This window comes from Arthrobacter sp. 35W, from assembly GCF_000482545.1.
GTDB lineage: Bacteria > Actinomycetota > Actinomycetes > Actinomycetales > Micrococcaceae > Specibacter.
This window is the reverse complement of the sequence record NZ_KI519455.1, coordinates 19,891-38,043: the sequence shown is the minus strand read 5'-3', so window position 1 is coordinate 38,043 and position 18,153 is coordinate 19,891. Positions and strand designations below refer to the sequence as shown.

Genomic DNA, 18,153 nt, shown 5'->3' with positions numbered 1-18,153 from the left:
ACGTGGGGCCTATTTGGCTCCGGGGACCATCGGCGGCAGGCCGAGGGCGACGACGGGCGGCTCGTCGTCGCCGGCCTTGCCCAACCTGCTGCCCAGGCGCCGCGAGACAAACTCGGCGACCTTGGTCAGGGCGAAGTTGATGATAATGAACACGGCCGCCGCGACGACCAGCGCCTGCAGGGTGTTCGCGTTGGCGGAGCCGAAGGTGCGGGCGAAGAACAGGAACTCGTTGTAGGAGATGATGTAGCCCAGCGCGGAGTCCTTCAGGATCACGACAAACTGCCCAATCAACGCCGGCAGCATTGCCGTGAGCGCCTGGGGGATCTCGATCATCCGCAGCGATTGGCCCCGGGTCAGGCCGATGGCCGTGCCGGCCTCGCGCTGGCCCTTGGGCAGGTTGTTGACGCCGCTGCGGACCAGCTCGGCCACCACCGAGCCGTTGTAGCAGACCAGCCCGACGACGACGGACCAGAAGGGTGCATCGCTGCCGGGCACCAGGCCGGTGCGGGAGAAGAAGATGTTGAAGAACACCATCATCAACAGCACAGGAACGGCACGGAAGAACTCCACCAGGATCGAGCACACCCAGCGGATCGGCTTGTTCAGCGAGAGCCGGCCAATGCCCAGCAGCAGGCCAATGACCACGGAGAACACGATGGCCAGGGCGGCTGCCTTGAGGGTGTTGACCAGCCCCGGGAGCAGGAAGTTCACCCACGCGTTGGCGGTGAACAGCGAGGACCACTTCTCCGCCGTCATCTGCCCCTTGCCCGCCAGTCCGGAGATGACGATGTAGAGCAGCACCACGATGACCAGGATGCCGATGATGTTGGTCAGCAGAATGCGGCGCCGTGCCCTGGGGCCTGGCGCGTCAAAGAGGACAGATGCACTCATCGGGCCACCGCCAGTTTCTTGGAGAGCCAGGTGGTCAGCAGCCCCACCGGGATCACGATGATGACGAAGCCGATCGCAAACGTCAGGAAGATCGGGATGATGATGTCGCCGCGGAACTCCAGGGCAGTCTTCATCACCGAGGAGGCCTCCACGGCAACCGAACCCACGGCTGCCACGGTGGTGTTCTTGATCAGGGCGATCAGTACATTGCCCAGCGGGACGATGGCGCCGCGGAAGGCCTGCGGCAGGATCACCAGGCTGGCCGACTGCAGAAAGCCCAGCCCGATGGCACGGGCGGCCTCGGCCTGGCCCTGCGGGACGGTGTTGACGCCGGAGCGGATGGCCTCGCAGACAAACGCCGCGTGGTAGATGGACAGGCCCATCACCGCCAGGCGGAAGAAATTGGTCTGGAAATCATCCGAGAGCCGGAAGCCGAGCTGGTTGTACAGGGCCAGCACGCCAAAGAGCAGGATGATGGTCAGCGGCGTATTGCGGATGATGTTCACATAGCCGGCGCCAAAGGCCTCGAAGCTGGGCACGGGGGAGATGCGCATGAGGGCCAGGATGGTGCCGATCACCAGGGCGCCGATGGCGGCCCAGAAGGTGAGCTGGATGTTCACCCAGAATGCCGCCGGAATGTTGTACTGCGTAAAGAGCGAGAGGTAATTATCCATGGCTGCCTCGAATCCACGGGCCGGTGGCCGGCCCGAATCGGTGGGGCGGACGACGGCGGTGCGCAAGGCGCCGCCGTCGTCCGCCCCCTGGCGCTGGTGGTGCGCCTAGGCGCAGGCGTCCTGCTTGGGCGGGTTGGCGGCACTGGGCTTGTAGCCCGTTCCCGCCGTGTTGGTGTCGAGCGCCTTCTGCCATTCACCGCTGCTGATCATCTTCGCGATGGCATCGTTGATGGATTTGCACTTGTCGGATTCCTTGTTCAGGCCGACGCCGTACTTCTCCTCGGAGAACGGTGCGCCCACCACCTTGAACTTGCCCTGGTAGGCGGGCTGGGCGGCCAGGCCGGCCAGGATGATGTCATCGGTGGTGACGGCGTCGATCTGTCCGCCCTCCATGGCCGTAACGCACTCGGCATAGCCGGGCAGTTCCTGCAGGTTCACAGTGGTGGCGTAGTTGTCCTTGATCTTCTTCGCCGACGTCGAACCCGTCACCGAGCACAGCGTCTTGCCGTTCAGATCCTCCGGGCCCTTGATGTCATTGTTGTCCTGGCGCACCAGGAGGTCCTGGCCGGCAATGAAATATGGTCCAGCGAAGGCCACCGACTGCTTGCGGGCATCGGTGATGGAGTAGGTCGCGAAGATCATGTCCACCTGCTTGTTCTGCAGGGCGGTTTCGCGGGTGGCGGAGGGGGTGGAGACGAATTCGATCTTGTCCGCCGGGAAGCCAAGCTCGTTGGCGACGTAGGTGGCCACCGCGACGTCGAAACCGGTGTACTTGTCGCCGTCCTTGTAGCCCAGGCCGGGCTGGTCGAACTTGATGCCGATTTTGATCTTGTCGGCGGAGCCGCCGCCGCTGGTGCCACCGCCGCAGCCGCTAAGGGCCAGTGCTGCCGCCGCTGCAATGGCGGCGATCGCCAAGCGTGTCTTTTGCATGTTTCTCTCCTTCGTTGACGGCCCGATGTACGGGCCGCGAGCGCTACATGGGCTAGTTGGTGATCAGCTTGCTGAGGAAATCCTTGGCACGGGTGCTCTGCGGGTTGGTGAAGAACTGCTCCGGGGTGGCCTCTTCAACAATCTGGCCGTCGGCCATGAAGACCACGCGGTCGGCGGCACGGCGGGCAAATCCCATTTCGTGGGTCACCACGATCATGGTCATGCCGTCCTTGGCGAGGCCGATCATCACGTCCAGCACCTCCTGGATCATCTCCGGGTCCAGGGCCGAGGTGGGCTCGTCAAAGAGCATCACCTTCGGTTTCATGGCCAGGGCCCGCGCGATGGCCACGCGCTGCTGCTGGCCGCCGGAGAGCTGGGCGGGCAGCTTGTTGGCCTGCTTGCCGACGCCGACCCGCTCCAGCAGGGCCATGGCATCCTTTTCCGCCTCCGGCTTGGCAACGCCCCTGACCTTGATTGGGCCAAGGGTCACGTTCTCCAGGATGTTTTTGTGCGCAAAGAGGTTGAAGGACTGGAAGACCATCCCCACATCCGCGCGCATCCGGGCCAGTTCCTTGCCCTCGGCGGGGATCTTCTTCCCGTCGATGAAGATGTCGCCGTCGTCGATGGTTTCCAGCCGGTTGATGGCGCGGCACAGGGTGGACTTTCCTGACCCGGAAGGCCCGATCACCACCACCACCTCGCCCTTGGTCACCTGAAGGTTGATGTTCTGCAGAACATGCAGCGGGCCGTAGTGCTTGTTGACTGATTGCAGGTCCACCAGGACATGCGTCTGTGCGGGACTAGTCATGAAATTGAATCTAGCCAAACCACGACAGCAATCAACACTATGAGCCGGATCACAGTCGATCGTGACCTGAACGAGACCTTTCCCGCGCCATGGGAATGGGCCGGCGCCGGGGGCGTGCCGTGCAAAAAACCGCCCTTGGTCTTGACATACCCTTGTCGAATGAGTGCACCCACCGAATCCAGCAATCCCATCCCGTCCCGCCGCGAAGGGCCGATCGTCCTTCGCCGTGGACTGGCCAAGGGGTCGACGTCGGACGAGCGCCTGCTTGACACCCGGGTCAGCGGCGAGTTCACCCACACCGACCCCTGGCGCGTCATGCGCATCCAGAGCGAGTTCGTTGAGGGCTTCGGCGCGTTGGCCAATGTTGGCCCGGCCGTGAGCGTCTTCGGCTCCGCCCGCACCAAGCCCGGCAGCTACCACTACCAGGTGGGTGTGGAAGTTGGCCGCCGCCTGGCCGAGGCAAAGATCGCCGTCATCACCGGCGGAGGCCCCGGGTCCATGGAGGCGGCGAACCGCGGTGCGATCGACGGCGGCGGACTCTCCATTGGTTTGGGCATTGAACTGCCCTTTGAGCAGGGCATGAACGAATGGGTGGATCTGGGCGTCAACTTCCGCTACTTCTTCGCCCGCAAGACGATGTTCGTCAAGTACGCCCAGGGGTTCATCGTGCTGCCGGGCGGTCTGGGCACGCTGGATGAACTCTTCGAGGCCATGGTCCTCGTACAGACCCGCAAGGTGACCTCCTTCCCGATCGTGCTGATCGGTTCGGAATTCTGGGGCCCCATGTTGGACTGGATCCACAACACCCTGGTGGCCGAGGGTCTGGTCTCCGCGGTGGATCTGAACATCATCCAGGTCGTGGACACGGCCGAGGAGGCCGTGGAGCTGGTGCTGGCCAGCGGCGTGGTGGGCCGCTCCTAGCCGCACCAGGCCCTGTCCCCGCCCCGTCCGGCCCCGCCCGTCCCGCCCCCGGCGGACGTGTCCTGTGTCACGGCTGCCGGGGGCGGGGCGTTTCTGGCACCATGGATAGGTGAGCTATTTCCTTGTTTTTCTGGCCGTCCTGCTGGCCGGCGCCGTGGCCTTTTATGCCCTCGGCCTGAAGAAGCGCCCGGAAACCGTCGGGCTGCCCGATGGCTACACCGAGCCGGTGGCCAATCTGCCACCGGTGCTGCTTCCCCACCACCCGGTGCCCGAGGATGTCGACCACCTGCGGTTCTCCCTGGGGCTGCGCGGCTACCGGATGGACCAGGTGGATGAGGTGCTGGACCGGCTGCGCGATGAACTGGCCGCCAAGGATGCACGCATCGCCAGCCTCGAGGCCGCCGTCGGGCTCCCCGCGGAGGCCCAGCGGGAGGGCGGCCAGTAGTGGCCGAGGTGACCATCGGTGCCGACGGACGGGCCCGCTGTGCCTGGGCGGGGATGGCCGACAACCCGGACTACGAGCACTACCACGACCACGAATGGGGCCGCCCGGCCCACGGCGAGCGGGAGTTCTTTGAACGCCTCACCCTGGAAGCCTTCCAATCCGGGCTGAGCTGGCTGACCATTCTGCGCAAACGCGAGGCCTTCCGGGCGGCGTTCGCGGACTTCGACCCGGCGGTGGTTGCGGACTTTGGCGACGACGACGTGGCCCGGCTGCTGGCCGACGCCGGGATCGTGCGCAATGGCGCCAAGATCCGGGCCACCATTGCCAACGCCCGTGCCCTGCGCGCCCTCCCCGAAGCGGAGACGCTGGAGGGCCTGGTGCGGCGCCACGCCCCTGCCGTGCCGCGGCTGCCCGGCTCCCCGGTGCCCGCCACCACGCCCGAGTCCGTGGCCCTGGCCAAGGAGCTCAAGAAGCGCGGCTTCTCCTTCGTCGGCCCCACCACCGCCTACGCCATGATGCAGGCCATCGGGCTGGTCAACGACCACCACCCGCTGTGCTGGGCCGTCGGCGCCATGGTCCCGTCCTCGGCCGCGGACGGTGCGGGCCATGACTGAACCGCAGACCACCCAGGGCGCGGCCGCCGTCGCCGCACACCCCACCCTCAACCACCGCCTCTACGCCGTCCTGCGCTCGGGGCTGGCTCCGCTGCGCCGGCTGCCCTGGTGGGCCCAGGTCACGCTGATCTACTTCGCCGCGCGGCTGGTGTCCTTCTTCATCTTCCAGGGCGTCGCGCTGCACCAGGGGACCAGCCCCTGGGGCGGGCCGCACCCGGACTACCTGCACTTCGTGGGGATCTGGGACAGCGAGTGGTACCAGCGGATCTTCACCAGCGGCTATCCGGTGGACATTCCGCGCGGCGCCGACGGCGTGGCGGGCCAGAATGCCTGGGCCTTCTACGCGCTCTTCCCGCTGCTGGTCAAGGCCCTCAGTGCCCTGACGGGCGTGGGCTGGCTGGTGCTGGCCCCGGCGGTGGCGCTGCTGTGCGGCCTGGGCGCCACCCTGGTGATCTACAAGCTCTTCCGCCACTTTGCCTCCACCACGACGGCGATGTGGGGCGTGGTCTTCTTTGCCACCTTCCCGATCTCCCCGATCCTGCAGGTGCCCTATGCGGAGTCGCTCAACACGGCCCTGATCGCCGCATCCCTGTACCAACTGGTGCTCCGGCGCTACCTCTGGGCGATTCCGGTGGTGGTGCTGATGTGCCTGTCCCGGCCGGCCGGCGTGCCCTTCGCCGCCCTCGTCGCCGCCCACATTGCCCTGCGTGTGTGGAACCGCCGCCGCGACGGCTTCCCCCGGCGGGAGATGATTGCCAGCGGTGCACTGCTGCTGGCCAGCGGCGCGGCAGCCTTTGCCTGGCCGCTGATCGCCTGGGCCGTCACGGGGGAGATGAAGGCCTACACGGACACCGAGATGGCCTGGCGCGGTACGGATCTGACGCTGTTCAAGCCGTGGTTCGACGCCGGGGTGTCCCTGCTGGGCCCCGTGGCGGGAACGCTGGCACCGGTGCTGCTGGTGGGCCTGGCCGCGCTGTATCTGAACTCCGACTCCGTGCGGCGGATCGGCGTCGACCTGCGCCTGTGGTGTGCCGCCTACCTTGGCTACCTGCTGGCCGTGCTGCACCCGCAGACCAGCACCTTTAGGATGCTGCTGCCGCTGTTTCCGCTGGCCCTGGCCGCGGCCTTCCTCTCACGGTCGAAGGCCTACCGTGGCACGGTAGTGGTTCTTTTTGTGATTCTGCAGATTGTCTGGGTCACCTGGCTCTGGGCCTGGGCCCCACTGCCCGGCGGCGGCGACTATCCGCCGTAGTCCGCGGTGGGGGCCATCACACTCTTAGGGGGTGCCGATTCGCACCTGCGTGCAATCTGCGGGATAATAGTGTGAGCGAACGAACACGGACAGACAAAATGTCCCAGCCTCTTTCAACCGGTTGCTGAAACCGGGCGGTGGAGGTTGATGTCAACTCGCGGAAGGCTGGCCTGGGGGAAGCTGCAGGCGGGTACCTGTCCGCACAAAGAAAAGGGGATTCCTTATGGCGGCCATGAAGCCTAGAACCGGTGACGGTCCGATGGAAGTTACCAAGGAGGGCCGCAGCCTGATCATGCGCGTGCCCCTGGAGGGTGGCGGTCGACTGGTGGTCGAGCTCAACGCAGCCGAGGCCTCCAATCTGAAGGAATGCCTGGTAGGCGTCACCGAATAATCCGGATGCAGCATCCGGGCAATTGATTTCCCGGCGGGGCGGCTTCGGCCGCCCCGCTTTTTTGTGCACCGGCGCCGGTGCCCCGGAGAGCGTCAGGGCTTCCGGCCCACGAGCAGCTCCCTCAGCGCGGCGCCGTCGGGCACGCCCAGCCCCGTGCAGGGGTCCCAGCCGGGCCCGGCCTGGTAGGCCCCGTTGCTCCCGGCCAGCACATCGCGGAATCCACGCTGCACGGCGGGGTGCCCGCCCGCCGGGTACAGCTTGGGCTGGACCAGGCCGAAGGGCCTGCCTGCCCCCTGGGCCAGACAGGCCAGCAGTGCCGACCACAGCGGCGAGACGGCGCTGGTGCCGCCCATCACCGATTCCACACCGTCCACCAGCACGCGGTAGCCGGTCTGCGGATCGGCCACCGCTGCAACATCGGGCACGCCGCGCCCCGGGCGGCCGCGCAGCAGTGGCACACCGGCACGGCGCTGCCAGGTGGGGAGGGGGAACGCGCCGCTGACGCCACCGCCCGTCGCTCCGGCGCCAACGCCGTTGTTCCACACCGTCTCCGCTTCCACCTTTCCTGCAGAGGCCAGCAGCCGCGTGCCGCCGCAGGCCAGGGCGTGGGGGCTTGACGCGGGGAAGTCCACGTGGACGCCGCCGTCGGTGGCCTGGTCCGCGCTGCCATCGTCCCCCGCGGCGGCGCTGGTGCTCACGCCCAGCAGCGCAGCATCGGCCAGCGCCTCGTCCATGGCGGTCCGGGCCTGCGCTGTCCAGCCATCCTCATGCAGGCCCCAGCTGATGCTGATGGCGGCCGGGGTGGGCGTCGCGTGGGCGGCAGTGGCGATGGCGTTCAGGAAGCCGGCGTCGGTGTTCGGCGCGAAGTACACGACGATCCGGGCCCCCGGGGCGAGCGCGCCGGCCACCTCGATGTCCAGCAGCACCTCGCCGTCGGCCCCGTTGGGATTGCCCTCGGGAAGGTTTGCTGCCCCGTCAATGCCGACGGCTTCCACCGGTGCCCGCTTGATGCCGAGGGAGGAAAAGTAGGTGTCCAGTTCCGCCTGGGCAAAGCCGCCGCCGAGTTCGATGAGGGCGATGGTGGTGCCGCTGCCGTCCAGGTCCGGCGGGAAATTGTAGATCCGGCCCAGCTCCAGGGGAGTGTAGGAGATCCTGCGCTGGGCCGCGGGGGCCATCCGGAACAGCGGACGGGACTGCGGCCTGTCGTCCAGACCCAGGACGGCCGTGACCACGCCGTCGAGCGCCACCGGGATGCTCAGACCGCCGCTGCGGTGGCGCTGGGCATAGTTGGGCCCGGGCTCTTGGGGCGGCGTGGCGGGGATTTCCTGCAGGTCGGTGCCGAAGATCCGGCCCAGCAGGGCGGCACTGCCTGCCACCTTCACCCGGCGGCTGGCGGCGTCCACCGACACGACGGCGGCGCCGAGGCCCGCAAGGGTGGACTGCACCAGCGCCACATCCGCGGGCGCGGCACCATAGCGGGCGGCCAGCTCGGCCGGCGTCAGTACGCCGTCGAACACTTCAGCCCCGGGCGACGCCTGGCGCCGCAGCACCAGGGTGGCCTCAATGGTCGATTCGGGTGGAACAGGCCTCGCCGCAGCGGGCAGGAAGCCGGCCGCGGGGGGCCGCTCGCTGCCCGGCAGGTGGCACAGTTCAACGTCTGGCAGGTCCGGAAGATCCTCTGTGGCGTCCATGCACCATCTCTACCACCGCCCGCCGACACCCGTCACCCCAACTAGGTGACAGTTATGACGCATTCCAGGGCCCGGAACGTGTCATAGCTGTCACTCAGTTGGGTCAGCGCTTGACGGCGAGCAGCAGTCCGTCGCCGGTGGGCAGCATGGCCGTCATCAGCTGGTTGTGTTCGCGGATGGTGCGCCCCACCTGGCGCAGCACCACGGTGCTGGCCTCGCGGATGGCCGGATCGGACACGCGGTCCTTGTCCAGGGCGTCGTTGACAATCAGCAGCCCGCCGCTCTTGAGCAGCCGGATGGCCTGGTCCACGTATTCGGGGAAGGAGGGCTTGTCCGCGTCGATGAACACCAGATCGTAGGCGGCGTCGGTCAGGCGGGGGAGCACATCCTGGGCGCGGCCGGAAATGGTCCTGGTCCGGTTCGCGGGGGAGCCGGACTCCAGGAAGGCCTCGCGGGCCGCCTTGAGGTGTTCGACGTCGGGGTCGATGGTGGTCAGCACCGAGCTGCGGCCCAGCCCGCGCAGCAGGCAGACGCCGGACACGCCGGCTCCGGTGCCGATCTCGACGGCGGTGGCGGCCTTGGAGGCGGCGGCCAAAACCGTCAGGGCTGCGCCCACGCCGGGGCTGACAGGGAACAGGCCCAGTTCATGGGAGCGCTCCCGGGCACGCATGAGCACCTCGTCCTCGATGGGCAGTCCTTCGGTGTAGGACCAGCTGGTGGACTTGTCGGCACTCATGGGTATGTTGATTCCTGACTTTCGCGCGCGTGGATTGGTTTCCAGCCTACTGCCTCGGCCCCTGTGCCGCCGGGGGTTCTTGCGCCCTGCGCGCAATTTCACCGCCATTCAGCGAAAGTCCAGCTTTCGTTGAGAGAATGAAGCACGTATTGTCCACCCCGGAAGAGAGGTGCGGCCATGAGTTCCACGCTTTCGGCCCGCGCACACGCCACACCAGAGCCCCCGCAGGACCCCGCCACGGCTGCCGCGCCCCTTGATGCGAACGGCGAGCCATGGACGGCGCCATCCTGGGAGGAAGTGGTGTCCAACCACTCAGCCAAAGTGTTCCGGCTGGCCTACCGCCTCACGGGCAACAAGTACGACGCCGAGGACCTCACCCAAGAAGTCTTTGTCCGCGTCTTCCGCTCGCTGGCCAATTTCAAACCCGGCACCCTGGACGGCTGGCTGCACCGCATCACCACCAACTTGTTCCTGGACCAGGCGCGCCGCAAGACGCGCATCCGCTTCGACCCGCTGGCCGAGGACGCCGAGGCGCGCCTGCCCGGCCGCGACCCGGGTCCCGAGCGCGTCTTTGAGTTCAACAACCTGGACCTGGACGTGCAGGCCGCCCTGGACGCCCTGCCGCCGGACTTCCGCGCCGCCGTCGTGCTGTGCGACCTCGAAGGCCTCTCCTACGACGAGGTGGCCGAGGCGCTGGACGTGAAGCTGGGCACCGTGCGCTCGCGGATCCACCGCGGCCGCACCATGCTGCGCCAGTCGCTGGCCCACCGCGCACCGGGCTACAGCGGTCCGCTGCCGGAGACGCCCAGGAAGCCGCGGCTTGCCCTGCCGCGCATCATGGGTGCCCGCTAGCCTCAGCCATGACAGACCCCGGACATCTTCAAGGCCCCGACCCGGCGCCAGATCTGACAGCCCGCATCCTGCGGATGACGGAGACCCTGCAGACCAGCTGCACCGAGGATCTCCAGCTGCCCTTTGAACGGCACCGCGTGCTGCGCATGGTGGGTGCCGCCACCGTGGCAGCCGGGGCCGTTCTGGCCATCCTTGGGGCCGGCGCCTACGTGGTGGGCAGCGCCCCAACCGTGCATGCCGCCGGGCACGCCGCCGCAGCGGACGGCACCCAGACAGTTGGGCTGGACAACGCACAGGGCACAGCCCAGAACACCACCGTCAATGCCGCGGCCCCCATTCCGGGTCTGGCTTCCACGGCAGCCCTGGCGGCCCTGGCGTGGCCGCAGGCGGCGGGCGGTGCGTCAGCGCACCCGGCCCCGCTGGCCGGCTCGGACCTTGCCCGGCTCCGTGCCGCCGGCTGGTCCTGCCCCGTGCTGGATGAGGAGGGCTTTGCCCTGAGCTCCGCCGGGGGACTGGTGGTGGACGGGCAGCCGACGCTGCGCCTGGTCATGGCCAAGGACAACACCACGCTGACACTGTTTGAACAGCACCCCGCCGCGGCGTCCTCCGGTGCTCCGTCCTCCGGCTCTACCGATGTGCCCGTAAACGCCGCCACCGGCCACCGCGCCGATGTGGACGGCTTCACGGCGGTGCAGGTGGATGGACACCCGCTGTGGATCTCACCCGACGGCGGCTGGCGGGCGGTGTTTGTGGCCGGCGGAACCAGCTACACGCTCTCGCTGGCCACCGGCGTCGACTCCCTGGCCTCCGCCGACGGATCAGCGGTCGCGGGGACGGGCGGCAAGGCCTCCGGAGCGGCCGTGACCACCCGCTTGGCGGCTGACATCGAGGCGGCCACGCATGAGCCGCAGGAGGCCGCCCAGCGGGCCGTCGACGACTCGGTGATGGGGCGCCTGCTGCGTGGATTGCTGCGCCTGTCCGGAATGGGCGGGCAGTGATGTGAAGCACACTCGGCATGACAAATCAATAATCGGCTTCTGTGGCAGCGGGGAATCGTTGCTTTGCACCCGGAGAGGGTAATCTTCCTAACGTGTTTGGTATCAATACTCCGGAGCTGATCATGCTCGCCATCGTGGCGGTCCTGGTGATCGGCCCCAAGCGGCTGCCCGAATATGTGGAGAAGCTGAAGAACCTCATCCGCGAAGTGCGCAGGATGGCCTCCGGCGCGCGCGAAACCATCAAGGATGAGGCCGGCGTTGATATCGACGAGATCGACTGGAAGAAGCTGGACCCGCGCCAGTACGATCCGCGCCGCATCATCCGCGAAGCCCTGCTGGACGACGACGACGTCGAGGCCCTGGCCGCGGCCAAGGCGGCACCCGCTGCAGCCATGGCTGCCATGCTCGGCAAGGACGATCCCGCCGATGCCGCCGTCGAGCAGCCCGCCGCCCCGGCAAAGACCATCGAGCGCCTGCCCGCCGGCGTGGCAGCCCCGTTCGACGTCGAAGCCACTTAAGACTCTTTCGTTGAGCCGTGAGGTGGTGCCCTTTAGACATGGTCTAAAGGGCACCACCTCACGGCTCAACTTTTTCTAGCGGGGCGTGACGTCCAGCTTGAGGCCGGCGAGGCCGCGGGGGCGGGACGCCAGCTGGTCCGCGATGCCCTGCAGCGCGACGGCGGCGGGCGAGTCCGGGGTCGAAATGACGATGGGAGCCCCCACATCTCCGCCCTCGCGCAGCGCCACATCCAGCGGGATCTGGCCCAGCAGGGGCACCGGGGCGTTGACCGTCTGGCTCAGCCGTGCGGCCAGGGTGGCCCCACCGCCGGAACCGAAGAGCTCCATGGTGCTGCCATCGGGCAGCGTCAAAAATGACATGTTCTCGATGACGCCGGCAACCTTCTGCCCGGTCTGCAGGGCGATGGCCCCGGCCCGCTCGGCCACATCCGCGGCGGCCGCCTGCGGCGTCGTCACCACAAGGATCTCCGCCTTGGGCAGCAGCTGCGCCACGGAGATGGCAACATCCCCGGTCCCCGGGGGGAGGTCCAGGAACAGTGCGTCCAGATCGCCAAAGTAGACGTCCGTGAGGAACTGCTCGAGTGCGCGGTGCAGCATCGGCCCGCGCCAGGCCACCGGCTGGTTGCCGGTGACGAACATGCCGATCGAAATCACCTTCACGCCGTAGGCCACCGGCGGCAGGATCATCTCATCCACCCGCGTGGGGCTCTGGGTGATGCCCATCAGCGCCGGCACCGAGAAGCCGTAGATGTCGGCGTCCACAATGCCCACGCGCAGCCCCTTGGCCGCCATGGCGCAGGCGAGGTTCACGGTGGCGCTGGATTTGCCCACGCCGCCCTTGCCGCTGGCCACCGCGTAGACGCGCGTCAGGGAGCCGGGATCGTTGAACGGGATGCCGCGTGCGGCGCCGGCACCCTTGAGCTGTTCCTTCAGGACGGCGCGCTGCTCGGCGGTCATCACGGTCAGCTCCACGTCCACGCCGGTGACGCCGTCGACGGCGCTCAGGGCCGCCGTGGCGTCGGCGGTGATCGTCTCCCGCAGCGGGCAGCCGGCCACCGTCAGGCGCACGACGACACGGACCCGGCCGGCGTCGTCGGCCGCCACGGATTCGACCATGCCCAGTTCGGTGACGGGACGGCGCAGCTCGGGGTCGATCACCGTGTCCAGGGCAGCAGTGAGTTGATCAGTGGTGGGTGCAGTCATGCGCTAGTTGGCCGATCCGGTAGAAGCTGGGCCGCTCTTGATGGCGCGCATCTTGGAGGTGGCGGGGTGGCGGGAGGAGCCGCGGGAGTCCTTTTGCTTCTCCCGGCGTTCGCCGTCGTCCTCCCCGTCCTGGGCGGCGGTCAGATCCTCCAGCATGGAGCGCAGCTCGGAGCGGATGAAGTCGCGGGTGGCCAGCTCGCGCAGGGAAATGCGCAGCGCGGCAACCTCGCGGGTGAGGTATTCGGTGTCGGCCAGGTTGCGCTCGTTGCGCGAGCGGTCCTGCTCGATCTGCACGCGGTCCCTGTCGTCCTGGCGGTTCTGCGCCAACAGGATCAGGGGCGCGGCATAGGAGGCCTGGGTGGAGAAGAAGAGGTTGAGCAGGATGAACGGGTACGGATCCCACTGGAAGCCGAAGAGCCCCACCACGTTGATGGCCACCCAGATGATCACAAAGATGGTCATATAGAACAGGAAGTTCGCGGTGCCCATGTAGCGCGCAAAACGCTCGGCGAAGCGGCCGAACGTGTCCGGATCGGCGCCAAAGTTGGGCATGAGCCGGGAGCGGAGCTCGCGCGGGGTGTCCAGGCCGCCGCCCTTGGGGGGAAGCTTTTCAGCCAATGCGGCCTCCTAGTTTTCTGATCGGGGCTCCGTCTTCGTGGGTTCGCCAGTCGTCCGGGAGCAGATGGTCCAAGAGGTCGTCAACAGTCACCGCCCCCACCAGACGGCCGTCGCTGTTCACCACGGGCAGTGAGTTGAGGTTGTACGAGGCCATGATGTGGCTGACCTCGCTGACGCTCGCATGGTCGGAGACGGGTTCAAGGTTTTTGTCCACGATGGTGCCCAGCTGTTCCGGCGGGGCACTGCGCAGCAGCTGCTGGATGTGCACCACGCCCAGGAAGCGGCCGGTGGGCGTCTCCAGCGGCGGGCGGCAGATGAAGATGGCCGAGGCCAGTGCGGGGGAGAGGTCCTCGCTGCGGACATGGGCCAGCGCCTCGGCGACTGTGGCCTCGGGCGGCAGGATCACGGGCACGGGGGTCATCAAACCGCCGGCGGTGTCCTCGGCGTACTGCAGCAGGCGGCGGACGTCGTCGGCCTCCTCCGGTTCCATGAGCTGGAGCAGCTCCTCGGCCTTGGCCGAAGGCAGATCTGCCAGGAGGTCGGCGGCGTCGTCGGGGTCCATCTCCTCCAGAACGTCGGCGGCGCGCTCATTGTCCAGGGCGGAGAGCAGGGAGACCTGGTCCTCCTCCGGAAGCTCCTGCAGGACGTCGGCCAGGCGCTCATCCTGCAGCTCGCTGGCCACCTCGATGCGGCGCTTGTCCGACATTTCCTGCAGTGCATCGGCGAAGTCGGCGGGCTTGAGGTCCTCGTGGGTGGCCACAAAGTGGCTGGCGCCCTGCGGGTCCGCGGCGGAGCCGGTCAGGGCATCCTCCCAGTCCACCAGCAGCGTGTGGCCGCGGCGCAGTCCACGCAGGCGGGAGGTGGAGCTGCCACGGCGGACAAAGAGCTTGGTGACCAGCCAGTCGCCATTGCGCTGCTGGTCCATGGCCAGATCCTCGATGACGGCGTCGCCGCCGTCGTCCTTCAGGATCACCTTGCGGTCGAAGAGGCCGCCGGCCACCAGCTGCTCGGCACCGCGCCGCTCAAAACGGCGCAGATTCACCAGGCCGGTGCAGATGATCTGGGACTGGTCCATCGACGTCAGGCGGGTCATCGGCACGAAGACGCGCTTCTTGCCCGGGACCTCCACCACGATGCCCACGGCGTGGGGTGCCTTCCCGCCGCGTGCCAGCACGACGACGTCGCGCAGCCGTCCCAGCCGGTCACCCAGCGGGTCGAATACGTCAAGGCCGAGGAGTCGCGCAACAAAGACGCGTGAGGGAATGGTGCTCACATGTACAGGCTACTTGCACAGCGTGGAATTGGAGCAACCGGAGCCCCGGATTGGGCCCGGAAGCCTGTCTGGATCCAGCCCGTCCAGCCGGGGATCAGTTCACTGCCAGCGATAACCCTGCCTACACCCATGAACTTGGGTAAGAATGAAGGTATGGCAAACCTTTTTGGACGGACCCGCCCAATCGATGAAGCCCGCAGCGTACCCACTGGGGACACGATCGGCTCCTACACCTCCTATCTGGACGCGCAGAAGGCGGTGGACTATCTGGCCGACCAGAAGTTCCCCGTGCAGCTGGTGTCCATCGTTGGCAATGACCTGAAGATGGTGGAGCGGGTCACCGGCAAGCTGAGCTACCCGCGCGTTGCCCTCTCCGGTGCGCTGACAGGCGCCTGGTTCGGCCTGTTCATCGGAGTGCTGCTGTCCTTCTTCAGCACTGCACCCCAGGGTGCCGGTTCCTACCTCTCGGTGGGAACCTCGGTGCTGATGGGTGCCGCCTTCTGGATGCTCTTCGCGATCGTGGGCTACGCGGCCCAGCGCGGCAAGCGGGACTTCACCTCCACCAGCCAGGTGCTGGCGTCCAGCTATGACGTGATCGTCGCACCGGAGGCGGCCTCCGAGGCACGCCGCCTGCTCTCGCAGCTGCCGATGGGCTCCCAGGCCGTCCGGCCGCCGAGCTACCAGAGCCAGCTGCACCAGCCGCCGGCCAACCAGACCCCGCCCGCACGCCCCCAGGGCTGGCACGATCCCTACGCGGCCCCTGCTGCAGCTGAACCGGCCGCTCCGGAGGCCCCGGCCGAAGCCCCCGCCACGCCTCCGCCCGGCACCTACCACGACCTGCCCGACGGCCGCCCGCAGTACGGCATCCGCGTGGAGCCTGCAGCGCCGGCGGAGCCCGTGGAGGCACCGCAGCCCCCGGCCGCAGCCGCCGAGGCCCCGCAGGAGCCGAACGCGGTCCCGGGGGACAAGCACTAGTCCCAGATGCAAAGAAGGACGACGGCGGAACTTGAGTTCCGCCGTCGTCCTTCTTTATGCCCTTTGCGCGCCAACCGGCCACAGGGACCGCAGCGGCGACGCGGTTCCCCGCGGGGGACGCGTCCACTACCGCGTCCCCCGCGGGGATGTGCGTCCTAGCCGGCCAGCGACGCCATCCAGGCCTCCACGGCCTCCGGGGTGCGGGGCAGGGCGGCGGAGAGGTTCACGGGGCCGTCGGCGGTGATGAGGACGTCGTCCTCGATGCGCACGCCAATGCCGCGGTACTCGGCCGGGATGGCCAGGTCCTCGTTCTTGAAGTACAGGCCGGGCTCGATCGTGAAGACCATGCCCTCGGTGATGATGCCGTCCACGTAGAGCTCGCGCTTGGCCTGGGCGCAGTCGTGCACGTCCAGGCCCAGGTGGTGGCTGGTGCCGTGCGGCATCCAGCGGCGGTGCTGCTGGCCCTCGGCGGACAGGGCGACCTCGGCGGAGACGGGCAGCAGGCCCCATGCCTGAAGGCGGTCGGCCAGCACCTCCATGGCGGCAGTGTGCACATCGCGGAACTTGCGTCCAGGGACGGCCACGGCGAAGGCGGCATCGGCGGCGTCGAGCACGGCCTGGTAGACCTTGCGCTGGATCTCGGAGTACGTGCCATTGACGGGCAGGGTGCGGGTGATGTCGGCGGTGTACAGCGAGTCGGCCTCCACACCGGCGTCGACGAGGATCATCTCGCCCTCCACCACTGTGCCGTTGTTGCGGGTCCAGTGCAGGATGGTGGCGTTGTTGCCGGCGGCGGCGATGGTGTCGTAGCCCAGCTCGTTGCCCTCTTCACGGGCGCGGGCGAAGAACGCACCCTCGACGACGCGCTCGCCGCGGTGGTGGGCGGCGGCGCGCGGCAGCGACTTGACGACCTGCTCGAACCCGGCGGCGGTGGCGGCGATGGCCACCTTCATCTGCTCGATTTCCCAGGCATCCTTGAGAAGGCGCAGCTCCGAGAGGGCCTCGGTCAGCTTGTCATCGAGGGCGTCCAGCTCGGAGAGGTCCAGCTCCTCCGGGTTCTGCGCGGTGTTGAAGCGCGCGGTGTCCACCAGGGCGTCAACGTTTTCGTCGGCCTTGCGGACCAGACGGATGGACATGCCGCCGATCTTGGGATCGCCCACATCCTTGGTGATGGCCAGTTCCAGCTCGGTGATGTCGGCGGTGTCAAGACCCAGCTGTGCCTTGAACTCGGCCAGCGTGGGGCGGGCGCCGATCCAGAACTCGCCGGAGCGGGCGTCGGAGTAGAACTGCTCGGTGTTGCGGCCGGCCAGCGGGCGGAAGTAGAGCGTGGCGTGGTGGTTGCCGCCGTCGTCGCCGGCACCGGCTGCCGTCGGCTCCAGCACCAGCACGGCGTCGGGCTCGTGGTCCAGGCCTAGACCTGTCAGGTGGGCGAAGCCGGAGTGTGGGCGGAAGCGGTAGTCGGTGTCGTTGGAACGCACCTTCAGGGGACCGGCCGGGATCACGAGGCGTTCGCCGGTGAACTGCTCGGAAACGGCACGACGGCGCAGCGCGGCGTGGTCTGCCACGGCGGCCCGGGCGGGCAGTTCCGTGGAGGACGGCGCCCAGCTGCTGGCCATGAAGGTCTTGAAGGCTTCCGAGGTGGGACGCTGCGAACGGTTGTTCACGCGGTCCTCGATCGGCTGGTCATTGGAGGCAGGCTGTGTCTGATTCACCCTTCAAGTCTCGCACCTGCACCGGGGCTGGGACCAATGGCGGCGGCCCGGCGGCCCCGTGCGGTCCGCTGCTCCAGTCTGCTGCTTAGTCCGTGGCGCAGTCCGGGTCCGCCGGGCCGGAGTGGATTCTGGTGAGCAGCCCGTGCAGTGCCTCCAGCTCGCCAGGAGAGAAGCCGGCAAAGGCTTCGCGTTCGACGGCGGCGATGGAACTCTCCACGGCGGCCACGGCGGCACGTCCCGCCTCGGTGATCTCCACAATGTGGCGGCGGCGGTCGGCCGCATCGCGGCGCCGGGAGGCCAGCCCGTCCCGCTCAAGGTCGTTCAGGATGGCCACCAGCGCGCTGGCGTCGATCGAGAGGATGTCCAGCAGATCCTGCTGGCTGGTGGGCCCGGCATGGTGCAGCCGGACCAGGGTGGAGGCATGGCGCGGGTTGAGCCCGGCGGATCCGAGGGCCTGGCGGAGTGCGGCGTTCATGGTGCGTCCGTGGCGCGCCAAAAGAAAGCCAAGCTGGTCGGGGGCTGCCGCGGGATCCATCCATTGATTTTACCAGCATGCCAATCATATTGATTCAAAAATGATTGTACTTTGCCAATGATTTGGTAATATGAATGGTCACTGGCCGTGTTGATGGCCCCGGCAGCCAGCCCGGC

20 protein-coding genes are annotated in these 18,153 nt (G+C 67.9%); 9 read left to right on the top strand and 11 right to left on the bottom strand.

From position 1 onward, the window contains the following. Positions 1-9: 9 nt before the first annotated feature. From K254_RS23090 to K254_RS0112290, 4 genes are all read right to left on the bottom strand, one after another. Entirely contained in the window at positions 10-891 is an 882-nt protein-coding gene (locus K254_RS23090; RefSeq protein WP_035750165.1) for an amino acid ABC transporter permease, read from the bottom strand. Further along, on the bottom strand, positions 888-1,565 hold the full coding sequence (locus tag K254_RS0112300; protein ID WP_026555613.1) for an amino acid ABC transporter permease: 678 nt from the start codon (positions 1,563-1,565) through the stop codon (positions 888-890). Before K254_RS0112300 ends, K254_RS23090 begins: the two co-directional genes overlap by 4 nt. A gap of 105 nt (positions 1,566-1,670) precedes the next feature. Then, positions 1,671-2,495, bottom strand: a complete 825-nt coding sequence (locus tag K254_RS0112295) for a glutamate ABC transporter substrate-binding protein (RefSeq protein ID WP_026555612.1) — start codon at positions 2,493-2,495, stop codon at positions 1,671-1,673. Between the two features lie 52 nt (positions 2,496-2,547). Next, positions 2,548-3,303 carry an amino acid ABC transporter ATP-binding protein gene (locus K254_RS0112290; RefSeq protein ID WP_026555611.1) on the bottom strand — a complete coding sequence of 252 codons (756 nt, stop codon included), beginning with the start codon at positions 3,301-3,303 and terminating at the stop codon, positions 2,548-2,550. A gap of 159 nt (positions 3,304-3,462) precedes the next feature. Between K254_RS0112290 and K254_RS0112285 the strand changes: the two genes are divergently transcribed. The 5 genes from K254_RS0112285 (at position 3,463) to K254_RS25355 (ending at position 6,926) form a co-directional block, all read left to right on the top strand. After that, positions 3,463-4,224 carry a TIGR00730 family Rossman fold protein gene (locus K254_RS0112285; RefSeq protein ID WP_026555610.1) on the top strand — a complete coding sequence of 254 codons (762 nt, stop codon included), beginning with the start codon at positions 3,463-3,465 and terminating at the stop codon, positions 4,222-4,224. Positions 4,225-4,333: 109 nt separating this feature from the next. Continuing rightward, the gene (locus tag K254_RS0112280) at positions 4,334-4,669 is read left to right on the top strand and encodes a DivIVA domain-containing protein (RefSeq protein ID WP_026555609.1); all 336 of its coding nucleotides are present in this window, start codon (positions 4,334-4,336) and stop codon (positions 4,667-4,669) included. Next, the gene (locus K254_RS0112275) at positions 4,669-5,283 is read left to right on the top strand and encodes a DNA-3-methyladenine glycosylase I (protein WP_026555608.1); all 615 of its coding nucleotides are present in this window, start codon (positions 4,669-4,671) and stop codon (positions 5,281-5,283) included. Before K254_RS0112280 ends, K254_RS0112275 begins: the two co-directional genes overlap by 1 nt. Next, positions 5,276-6,535 carry a hypothetical protein gene (locus K254_RS0112270; protein WP_051389196.1) on the top strand — a complete coding sequence of 420 codons (1,260 nt, stop codon included), beginning with the start codon at positions 5,276-5,278 and terminating at the stop codon, positions 6,533-6,535. The genes K254_RS0112275 and K254_RS0112270 overlap by 8 nt, the downstream gene beginning before the upstream one ends. 223 nt (positions 6,536-6,758) lie before the next feature. Next, on the top strand, positions 6,759-6,926 hold the full coding sequence (locus K254_RS25355; RefSeq protein ID WP_081710118.1) for a DUF3117 domain-containing protein: 168 nt from the start codon (positions 6,759-6,761) through the stop codon (positions 6,924-6,926). Positions 6,927-7,018: 92 nt separating this feature from the next. On the opposite strand, the gene K254_RS0112260 is transcribed toward K254_RS25355, so the two are convergent. After that, on the bottom strand, positions 7,019-8,617 hold the full coding sequence (locus tag K254_RS0112260; RefSeq protein WP_051389195.1) for a S53 family peptidase: 1,599 nt from the start codon (positions 8,615-8,617) through the stop codon (positions 7,019-7,021). A gap of 103 nt (positions 8,618-8,720) precedes the next feature. Then, a complete protein-coding gene (locus tag K254_RS0112255; protein WP_026555605.1) occupies positions 8,721-9,353 on the bottom strand; it encodes an O-methyltransferase in 633 nt (210 codons plus the stop codon). 177 nt (positions 9,354-9,530) lie between these two features. On the opposite strand from K254_RS0112255, the gene sigE reads away from it, so the two are divergent. From sigE to K254_RS0112240, 3 genes are all read left to right on the top strand, one after another. Beyond that, a complete protein-coding gene (gene sigE, locus K254_RS23085) occupies positions 9,531-10,205 on the top strand; it encodes an RNA polymerase sigma factor SigE (protein ID WP_051389194.1) in 675 nt (224 codons plus the stop codon). A gap of 8 nt (positions 10,206-10,213) precedes the next feature. Then, on the top strand, positions 10,214-11,203 hold the full coding sequence (locus tag K254_RS25705) for a hypothetical protein (RefSeq protein ID WP_155848569.1): 990 nt from the start codon (positions 10,214-10,216) through the stop codon (positions 11,201-11,203). Between the two features lie 92 nt (positions 11,204-11,295). Continuing rightward, on the top strand, positions 11,296-11,721 hold the full coding sequence (locus K254_RS0112240; protein ID WP_026555603.1) for a twin-arginine translocase TatA/TatE family subunit: 426 nt from the start codon (positions 11,296-11,298) through the stop codon (positions 11,719-11,721). A gap of 75 nt (positions 11,722-11,796) precedes the next feature. Here K254_RS0112240 and K254_RS0112235 read toward each other — a convergent pair whose 3' ends face one another. From K254_RS0112235 to K254_RS0112225, 3 genes are read right to left on the bottom strand one after another with little or no spacing between them, the layout of a single operon-like run. Then, positions 11,797-12,924 carry an Mrp/NBP35 family ATP-binding protein gene (locus K254_RS0112235; protein WP_026555602.1) on the bottom strand — a complete coding sequence of 376 codons (1,128 nt, stop codon included), beginning with the start codon at positions 12,922-12,924 and terminating at the stop codon, positions 11,797-11,799. A 3-nt stretch (positions 12,925-12,927) separates the two neighbouring features. Further along, positions 12,928-13,542, bottom strand: coding sequence for a DUF1003 domain-containing protein (locus K254_RS23080; protein ID WP_035750162.1), 615 nt, complete (start codon positions 13,540-13,542; stop codon positions 12,928-12,930). Next, a complete protein-coding gene (locus K254_RS0112225; protein WP_026555601.1) occupies positions 13,535-14,815 on the bottom strand; it encodes a magnesium transporter MgtE N-terminal domain-containing protein in 1,281 nt (426 codons plus the stop codon). The genes K254_RS23080 and K254_RS0112225 overlap by 8 nt, the downstream gene beginning before the upstream one ends. Positions 14,816-14,968: 153 nt before the next feature. On the opposite strand from K254_RS0112225, the gene K254_RS0112220 reads away from it, so the two are divergent. Then, positions 14,969-15,790, top strand: coding sequence for a general stress protein (locus K254_RS0112220; protein ID WP_026555600.1), 822 nt, complete (start codon positions 14,969-14,971; stop codon positions 15,788-15,790). A gap of 155 nt (positions 15,791-15,945) precedes the next feature. Here K254_RS0112220 and K254_RS0112215 read toward each other — a convergent pair whose 3' ends face one another. Together K254_RS0112215 and K254_RS0112210 are read right to left on the bottom strand one after the other, a co-directional pair. Next, the gene (locus tag K254_RS0112215; protein WP_026555599.1) at positions 15,946-17,502 is read right to left on the bottom strand and encodes an aminopeptidase P family protein; all 1,557 of its coding nucleotides are present in this window, start codon (positions 17,500-17,502) and stop codon (positions 15,946-15,948) included. An 85-nt stretch (positions 17,503-17,587) separates the two neighbouring features. After that, positions 17,588-18,037, bottom strand: coding sequence for a MarR family winged helix-turn-helix transcriptional regulator (locus tag K254_RS0112210; RefSeq protein WP_026555598.1), 450 nt, complete (start codon positions 18,035-18,037; stop codon positions 17,588-17,590). Positions 18,038-18,153 lie beyond the last annotated feature (116 nt).